At 66.7% G+C, this 7315-nt stretch carries 5 protein-coding genes; 2 read left to right on the top strand and 3 right to left on the bottom strand.

Annotated elements, in window-relative coordinates; genetic code table 11:
- Positions 1–33 precede the first annotated feature (33 nt).
- The 3 genes from JMF86_RS22715 to JMF86_RS22705 are packed head-to-tail and all read right to left on the bottom strand — an operon-like array spanning position 34 to position 3132.
- On the bottom strand, positions 34–999 hold the full coding sequence (locus JMF86_RS22715) for an NAD-dependent epimerase/dehydratase family protein (RefSeq protein ID WP_011548085.1): 966 nt from the start codon (positions 997–999) through the stop codon (positions 34–36).
- Positions 986–2032, bottom strand: coding sequence for a GDP-mannose 4,6-dehydratase (gene gmd / locus JMF86_RS22710; RefSeq protein WP_011548084.1), 1047 nt, complete (start codon positions 2030–2032; stop codon positions 986–988). The genes JMF86_RS22715 and gmd overlap by 14 nt, the downstream gene beginning before the upstream one ends.
- A 35-nt stretch (positions 2033–2067) precedes the next feature.
- On the bottom strand, positions 2068–3132 hold the full coding sequence (locus tag JMF86_RS22705) for an acyltransferase (protein WP_011694680.1): 1065 nt from the start codon (positions 3130–3132) through the stop codon (positions 2068–2070).
- Positions 3133–3601: 469 nt separating this feature from the next.
- Here JMF86_RS22705 and JMF86_RS22700 point away from each other — a divergent pair, with 469 nt between their 5' ends.
- Together JMF86_RS22700 and JMF86_RS22695 are read left to right on the top strand one after the other, a co-directional pair.
- Positions 3602–5794 (top strand): hypothetical protein, encoded by a 2193-nt coding sequence (locus tag JMF86_RS22700; protein ID WP_041489412.1) that lies wholly within the window; start codon positions 3602–3604, stop codon positions 5792–5794.
- Between the two features lie 19 nt (positions 5795–5813).
- On the top strand, positions 5814–7280 hold the full coding sequence (locus JMF86_RS22695) for a flippase (protein ID WP_006479321.1): 1467 nt from the start codon (positions 5814–5816) through the stop codon (positions 7278–7280).
- The last annotated feature ends 35 nt before the right edge of the window (positions 7281–7315 follow it).

The following is a 7315-nucleotide window of genomic DNA, read 5'->3' as shown; positions in this document are numbered from 1 at the left end:
CGGCGTATGCCGTCGCGTGCGTTTCGCCAACGTTCAGCCAGCGGTGTGCCCGGGCGGTGCGGCACGCATCGCGTCCACCATCCAGCGCAGCGTTTCGTCGAGCGGCGTGACCGGCAATTCGCCCACCGCGCGCCGCAGCTTGTCGCGCGACCCGCTCAGGCTTTTCACTTCGTTGTGCCGCACGAAGCGCGGGTCGATCGTCACGTCGATCACGTAACCGGCGATGCGCGACAGCATCGCGAGCACTTCCTTCAGCGAATACGCGCGCTCCGAGCAGACGTTGAACGTCTCGCCGGCCGGCGCGGCTTCGATGAGCTTCAAATAGGCGGCCGTCACGTCGCGTACGTCGGAGAAATCGCGGCTCACGTCGAGGTTGCCGAGGGAGATCCGCGGCGCGTTGCTCGCATAGTGCGCGACGAGCTTCGGCAGCAAATAGGCATCGCTCTGGCCGACACCCGTGTAGTTGAACGGCCGCGCGATCACGATCGGCAGCCGGTCGGCCCAGAGCTTCGCCGCATATTCCATCGCGAGCTTGCTGACCGCGTAGTCGTTCGCCGGGGCAGGCGCGACGGTTTCGTCGAGCACGCCGGCCGTCGAATTGCCGTAGACGTTCGCACTGCTGGCCAGCAGCACCGCCGACGGACGGCGGTCGAGGCCGGCGAGCGCCGCCAGCAGGTTGCGCGTGCCGACGATGTTGACTGCGTAGGTTTGCGACGGCTCGTCCTGCGCGACGTGCGCACGCGCGGCGAGATGCACGACCGCGTCGGGGCGCGCATCGGCCGCGGCCGCGCGCATGGCCTCCGCGTCGAGCAGGTCGGCGGGCAGCAGCGTGCAGTGTGCGAACGCCGGATCGGCGGGGCGGGGCGTGCCGGGCGCGACCGTGCCCCAGACGTCATAGCCGGCCGCCTGCAGGCGTTCGGCCATGTAGCGACCGGTGAAGCCCGTCAGGCCCGTGACGAATGCACGGCGCGACGGACGCCCGGTTTCAGAACGTGTCATGGTGTTGGTTCCGCGTCAAATCCGCTTCGACCATCATCTGGCAAAGTTGTTCGAGCGTCGTCTTCGGTGCCCAGCCCAGTTTGCTTTTCGCCTTGTCCGCGCAGCCGATCAGCAGGTCGACTTCGGCCGGGCGGTAGAACTTCGGGTTCACTTCGACGAGCACGTTGCCGGTCGCGGCATCGAGGCCGCGCTCCTGCTCGCCCTTGCCGGTCCATTCGATCTGGTAGCCGGCCGCCGCGAACGCCATCCGCACGAAGTCGCGCACGGTTTCGGTGCGGTTGGTCGCCAGCACGTAGGTGTCGGGCTCGTCGGCCTGCAGCATGCGCCACATGCCTTCGACGTATTCGAGCGCGAAGCCCCAGTCGCGCTTCGCGTCGAGATTGCCGAGCTCGAGCTTGGTCGCCTTGCCCAGCTTGATCTTCGCGATCGTGTCGGTGATCTTGCGCGTGACGAATTCGCGGCCGCGCAGCGGCGATTCGTGGTTGAACAGGATCCCGCTGCTGCCGAACAGGCCATACGATTCGCGATAGTTCACGGTCATCCAGTGCGCGTACAGCTTCGCGACGCCGTACGGGCTGCGCGGATAGAACGCGGTGGTTTCCGTTTGCGGAATGGCCTGTACCTTGCCGAACATCTCGGACGTCGACGCCTGGTAGAAGCGCGTCTTCGGGCTCACGACGCGAATCGCCTCGAGCAGGTTCAGCGGGCCGATGCCGGTCACTTCGGCGGTCGTCGCCGGCTGGTCGAACGACACGCCGACGAAGCTTTGCGCGGCCAGGTTGTAGAGCTCGTCCGGCTGCGTGCGTTCGAGCAGGCGCAGGCTCGAGCCCGCGTCGGTCAGGTCGTGCTCGACGAGCGTCAGGTTCGGGTGCGTGTCGACGCCAAGCTCGGCGATACGCCAGAAGTTCACCGAGCTGGTGCGGCGGTAGGTGCCGGTGACTTCGTAGCCTTTGTCGAGCAGCAGTTTGGTCAGGTACGCACCGTCTTGCCCCGAAATTCCGGTGATGATGGCCTTTTTACGCGTTTGGCTCATGGCGTTGTCCTGGTAGAAGCGATGGATGATGAAATTCAGGCGGTCGTGCCGGCGGCAGCCGGCACCGCGCGGCGCGCCGGCCCGCGTGTCAGGCGCCGTTCGAAGCCGTACCAGCTCAGGGTCGCGTAAGCGAGCGTGATCGCGAGCGCGAGCACGGCCGTGACGAAGCGGTTCAGATGCAGCGGCCACAGCGCGTACAGCACGCTCAGGTGGATCAGGTAGACGGTGTAGCTGACGGTGCCGACGTAGACGAGCATCGGGTTCGTCAGCACGCGCTGAACGAGGCCGCGGCCGCGCAGCGCGATCACGACGATCGACGTGCACAGCAGCAGCGAGATGCTGTAGAGCGCTGCGTTCGACAGCGGCGTGTTCGCGGCGCGAAAGCGCGGGAACGACAGGTGCAGCCAGCCGAGGATCGCGAGCGACACGAGCGCGCCGACGATCGCGAGCGGATAGAACGGCTCCAGCGCGCGCCGGTCGCGGCGCAGCACGATCGCGAGCAACGCGCCGGCTGCGAGCAGGTCCATCCGGAACGGCGTCAGGTAGTAGATCGGCCAGAACGAATCGAACCACGGCGTCGCGATCGCGCGCAGCACCGGCGCCGCGACGATCAGCGCGGCGGCGACCCACAGCAGCGCGCGCTCCGAGCACCACAGCACGACGAACGGCCAGAAGATGTAGAACTGCTCCTCGACCGCGAGCGACCACAGCACGTTCAGGCTGTCATGGCCGATGCTGCCGAGCGACAGCCCGATATTGGTCGAGAAAAACGCGAACCACGGCCAGTGCGGCAGCCAGCTCGAGCCGAACAGCAGCGTCGACACCAGCAGCAGCAGCACGTACGGCGGCAGGATGCGCCGTACGCGACGTGCGTAGAAGTGGCTGAAGTACGACTGCCCGCGCGCCTTGCGATCGAGCAGGATGCCGGTGATCAGCAGGCCGCTCAGCACGAAGAACAGATCGACACCCATCCACAGCGGCGCCTTCAGTGCGTGCTGCAGGAATACGGCGCCCACGGCGATCGCGCGCAGCCCGTCGAGCTGCACGATCCGGCCGTGTTGCGGCGGGGCGAGGTCGGCGGGGCGCGCCAGGGCCGTCATCGCGCGGCTCCTTCACGACCCGCATCCAATGCGTGTACGTATTGCATGCCTTTAAATCGAATATGGAATCGAAACCGATTCTAGGGAAAAGAAATCGGTAAAAAAACGCGCGTCGGTTAGCGGGCGATAAATAGGCAAATGCCGATTATTACGATCACGGCATGAAAGGTTGGCGCCCGGACGGGCTCGCCAGGCGGCGCAGAGCGGAATTTTCTACGTGGCGGCGCGGGAGAGGCGGTCGTTATTGCCGTTTTTGGGCGTCATTTATTCGCTGTTCCGGCTCGATATTTCAGGCAGAAACATCCCCAAATATTTCCAAATTTCTTGTGATTATTTTTGCTTGTAACCTGCATCGCGACGTTTGAAACCCATTTAGCGACAGGGCGCGGCCGCGGGCGATCCGTGGCGGCGCCGGTCGCTGTTGCATCGAGTCTGGAGAAGCGCATTGCGACGTCTGATTCTGGTTGGCATGACGGTATGCGCGGTGCTGCTGACGAGCGCCGCGCCGGCCGAAACGGTGTTGCCCGCGACGACCTCGTGGATCGGCAACACGTTCGGCTATGGCGATGGCACATGGACGCAGATCGACATCCGCGCGATCGCGGTGACGCCCGAGGGCAAGGTGTATACGAATGCGCCGTGGGACGAGAGCGGCGCCGAGGCGAGCGTCTACCAGGACGGGAAGATGCTCGGCTTCGCCGGCGGCACGCACGGCTGGGGCAATCTCGGCGGCAGCGCGATCGCGGTGAACGGCAAGTACGCGTATGTCGCGATCGGCGTCGGCAACGAGCGCGGCCACCTGCAGTCGCCCGGCATCTGGCCGGACAAGGGCAAGCAATGGTTCGGCATCTCGCGGCGCACGATCGGCGACATGAAGCAGCCCGCGCCGTTTCGCGCGGCGCCGCAGGTCGCGCCGGGCGGGCGTGCCGATACCGGCCGCGCACGGATGGCCGCCAGCTTCATGATGATGAACGAGGTGCCGGCGCCCGCACGCTCGGAAGTGGGTGAGGCGAAGGCGGAAGTGGGCGGCCTCGCGGCCGACGACAAGACGCTGTTCGCGACCAATCCGTCGCGCGACGTGGTGGATGTGTACGACGCGGAGACGATGCAGCAGAAGGGCACGTGGAGCGCGCACGAGCCGGGCCGCATCGCGCTCGCCGGCGACGGCACGCTGTGGCTGCTGACCGATACGCTGGGTGGGCCCGCGCATCTCGTGCACGTGCGGGCCGACGGCCGCAAGCTCGACGACGCGCCGGCGCTGCCGGAAGGCACCGACGCGGTGGACGTGGCGGTCGACGCGAAAGGGCGCGTGCTCGTCGCGGACAACGGGCCGCGCCAGCAGATCCTGATCTTCTCGAAAGGCGGCAACGGCTATGCGCCGTCGGGCACGCTCGGCGAACGCGGGGGCATCTTCGCGGGCCCGGTGCCGGGCCGGCCGGGGCCGCAGCGTTTCAACGGGCTGACCGGCGTCGGCGTCGACCGCGCGGGCAACATCTATGTATCGATGAACGGGATCGGGCCGCGCCACGACACGATCGGCGCCGGGCTCGGCGCGGTGCTGGAGAGCTACACGCCGGACGGCAAGCTGCGCTGGCAGGTGCAGGGGCTGCTGTTCGTCGACGGCGCGTGGCTCGATCCCGCGCGGCCGAACAGCGTGTACACGGGCAACAAGCGCTTCGAGCTCGACCTGTCGAAGCCGCCGGGCCAGGACTGGAAATACGTCGGCTTCCTGTCGAACCGCTTCAAGTATCCGGACGACCCGGTGTTCCACACGGACCAGTATCCGGGCATGCCGATCGCGCGGCGCGTCGACGGCCGCACGTTCCTGTACCTGACCGACATGTACGCCGATCACCTGAAGATCTACCGCTTCGACGCGAAGCGCGACGGCGAGGTTGCGATTCCGTCGGGCCTGATCGCGGGCCGCGCGCGGCCGGTCGACAAGGTGCCGAACAAGCCGCCGGGCGGCGACTGGCTGTGGCGCGACGCGAACGGCAACGGCCGGATCGATGCCGACGAGTCCGAGATCAACACGACGGGCAAGGCGAAGGCGGGCGGCTGGGGCTGGTGGGTCGACACGAAGGGCGACATCTGGCGCACGAGCGACGTGCGCGGCATCCACCGCTTCCAGTACGGCGGCGTCGACAAGGCCGGCAACCCGATCTATTCGTACGACAAGGTCACGACCTACCCGATGCCGCAGCCGTTCACGCAGTTGCGCCGCGCGATCTACGAGCCGCAGACCGACACGCTGTACGTGACCGGCTACACGGCCGATGCGCCGCCGCAGCCGGGCATCAACAAGGAAGTGGGGCGCGTGCTGATCCGCTTCGACAAGTGGTCGACGGGCTCGCCGGTCGCGCGCTACCAGGTGGCGCTGCCGTGGAAGCTCGATGCGAAGCCGATCTTCGACCTGATCGGGATCACGGTCGAGGGCCGCTACATCTTCACGGTGGAGCCGGTCGGCAAGATCCACGTGTACGACAAGGAAGCCGGCAAGGAAGTCGGCGTGATGAGCCCGGGCGCCGAGGTCGGCAAGGCGTCGGGCTGGGTCGACGTGCCGTTCGGCATCAGCGCGTTCCGGCGCGAGAACGGCGAGTACCTGGTGTTCGTCGAGGAAGACGCGCGCGGCAAGGTGCTCATGTACCGCTGGAAACCTTAACGGGCCCATGGGCTAAAGCATGGACAAAGGCATACTCAAGAACGTTTCGATCAACTTCATCGGGCTGATCCTGCCGACCTTCGTGTCGCTGGTGACCGTGCCCGCGTACATCCACGCGCTCGGCGTCGAACGCTATGGCGTCGTAAGCCTCGTGTGGACGCTGATCGGCTATTTCGGGATCCTCGATCTCGGGATGAGCATGGCCGCGCAGAACCACATCTCGAAGGCGCTCGCGAGCGGCAACGCCGACGAAAGCGCACGCGTGTTCTGGAGCGCGTTCTGGCTGAATCTCGGCACCGGCATCGCGGGCGGACTGCTGATCTATTTCGGCGCGTTCGTCTACACCGCGTATTTCACGAAGGTGTCGGCCGCGATGCAGCACGAGGTGTATCTCGCGCTGCCGTGGCTCGCGCTCGCGATTCCGCTCGCGAACGTGTCGTGGGTGTTCGCCGGCGCGATCAACGGCGCCGAACGGTTCGGCGTGTTCAACACGAACCAGACGATCGGCACGTTCCTGTTCCAGCTGCTGCCGCTCGCCGCCGCGTGGTGGATCGCGCCGAACCTGCAGACGGTGCTCGCCGCGGCCGTCGTCGCGCGGCTGATCGCGGCGGTGATGCTCGGGCAGGCCAGCATCAAGGTGCTCGGCATCCGCCGCATCGATCCGCCGCAGTGGGGCACCGCGAAAGGGCTGTTCAACTTCGGCGGCTGGATGCTGATCGCGAGCACGACCAGCATGATCGCCGACACGCTCGACCGCGTGATGCTCGGCGCCGGCATGGGCGCGAAATTCGTCACCTACTACACGGTGCCGCAGAACCTCGTCACAAGGTTGAACATGCTGCCGAACGCGCTGGTGCGCACGCTGTTCCCGCGGCTGTCGGCGGTCGGCCGCGATCATGCGGATACCCTCGCGCGCCAGTCGCTCGAATTCCTGAACGGCGTATTCACGCCGGTCGGCATCGTCGCGATCTTCGCGCTCGCGCCGTTCCTCACGCTGTGGGTCGGCGCCGATCTCGCCGCGCATTCGGCGCCGGTCGGCCGCGTGCTGGTGATCAGCGTGTGGCTCGTCGGCCAGGCGAGCGTCACGCGCATCCTGATCCAGTCGCAGGTCAACCCGGCCCGCGCGGCATTCGCCGGGCTCGTCGAGATGCCGTTCTTCGTCGGCGGCCTGTGGTTCGGCATTCATCACTTCGGGCTGATCGGCGCGGCGGTGGTCGTCGCGGCGCGCGCGCTCGTCGACTACGGCGTGCTGCTGTACCTGTCGGCGATCCGAATGCGCGCGATCGTGCTCGACATGCTCGCCCATCTCGCCTTCCTGCTCGCGAGCCTGTTTCTGGCCCAAGCCTGGTCGGGGCTCGGCGAGTCGATCGGCATGTGCGCGGTCGTGCTGGTGCTGAACGTCGCGTGGTCGCTCACGATGACGCCGGGATTGCGCGCACTCGTGCGCGACCTGTTTGTCCGTCTCAATGCGAGGAAAACCATATGAATCGCGATCTGGCGGAACACGCCGTCCTGAATCTC

The organism is Burkholderia sp. E168m15 (genome assembly GCF_016586105.1).
GTDB lineage: Bacteria > Pseudomonadota > Gammaproteobacteria > Burkholderiales > Burkholderiaceae > Burkholderia > Burkholderia orbicola.
The sequence above is the reverse complement of the archived record's forward strand: the minus strand, read 5'-3'. Positions and strand labels throughout refer to the sequence as shown.

Bases quoted from the DNA above. Each gene is read 5' to 3' on its own strand.
- JMF86_RS22715 (WP_011548085.1), bottom strand. From the start codon at position 999: ATGACACGTTCTGAAACCGGGCGTCCGTCGCGCCGTGCATTCGTCACG.
- gmd (WP_011548084.1), bottom strand. From the start codon at position 2,032: ATGAGCCAAACGCGTAAAAAGGCCATCATCACCGGAATTTCGGGGCAA.
- JMF86_RS22705 (WP_011694680.1), bottom strand. From the start codon at position 3,132: ATGACGGCCCTGGCGCGCCCCGCCGACCTCGCCCCGCCGCAACACGGC.
- JMF86_RS22700 (WP_041489412.1), top strand. From the start codon at position 3,602: ATGACGGTATGCGCGGTGCTGCTGACGAGCGCCGCGCCGGCCGAAACG.
- JMF86_RS22695 (WP_006479321.1), top strand. From the start codon at position 5,814: ATGGACAAAGGCATACTCAAGAACGTTTCGATCAACTTCATCGGGCTG.